We start from the raw sequence: 884 nt of genomic DNA on the forward strand, positions 1-884 counted from the left end.
TCGGCGCTCAGATTGACCAGCCCCTTCAACTGTATCTCGAAGTCATGCACGCCATCGCCATTCAGGTCGCCCTGGATCACGGTATGGTCGTTGCTGGTGCCGGCCCTGTCCTCCAGATGCCAGGCCAAGGCGCCCTGGGCTCGGTCGAACAGTGCGTTTTCCTGCGCAATGAAGTGGAAGGCGCCGTTACCGGCCGCCGAGCCATTCGCATCGAACGCTGAAAGGTCGATCTTGTCGACGCCCTTCTGGAAGTCGGTGATGATATCCCTGCTGGAATCGGAACCGGCATCGGAAGCCTTGCTGAACACGAAGCGGTCGGCGCCATTGCCGCCCGTCATCACGTCCTTTCCTCCAAGCCCGCTGATGACGTCGTTGCCGTCACCGCCAACCAGCGTATCGCCGGACCTTGTGCCGTTGAGGATCTGGTCGCCCGGAGTAGGCGCGGGCCCAGGTTCCGGAGCAGGCGTTGGTTTCGGAGCAGGCGCAGGCTCAGGCGTGGGTTCCGGCGCCGGCGCAGGCTCAGGCGCGGGTTCCGGAGCAGGCGCAGGTTCCGGCGCGGGCGCAGGATTGGGCGCTGTGGTCGGATAGGGTGTCGGGTCTACGCCGTCCTGCCATTGGACATTGTTGCGGATGGTCGGGTTGTTGCCCACGACATTGAAGTAGCCATACAGTCCGCGGTCGACGTAGTTATCCTCGATCAGAACGTTGCTGATATTGCCCTTCCCCGTCTGCTCTACGTAGGCGGTATATGACGCGTTGCCCGCCATCAGGTTGTTCCTGACCGTCACATCGTTGATCGAACCAAACTCAGTCTTGATGAAGACAGCGGCTGTGCCACCATCCTTGGGCGGCAAGAGGATCGTATTGTGTTCGATCAGGTTGCC

Annotated in this window: 1 protein-coding gene; it reads right to left on the minus strand. The window is 61.5% G+C overall.

Annotated features, from left to right (window positions below):
* A partial coding sequence (locus ACLKMW_RS26450) for a M10 family metallopeptidase C-terminal domain-containing protein (RefSeq protein ID WP_415727508.1) occupies positions 1–884 on the minus strand: 884 nt, incomplete at both ends.

The sequence above is a fragment of the Borborobacter xinjiangensis genome, assembly GCF_047739745.1.
In the GTDB taxonomy this organism is placed as follows: domain Bacteria; phylum Pseudomonadota; class Alphaproteobacteria; order Rhizobiales; family Rhizobiaceae; genus Pseudaminobacter.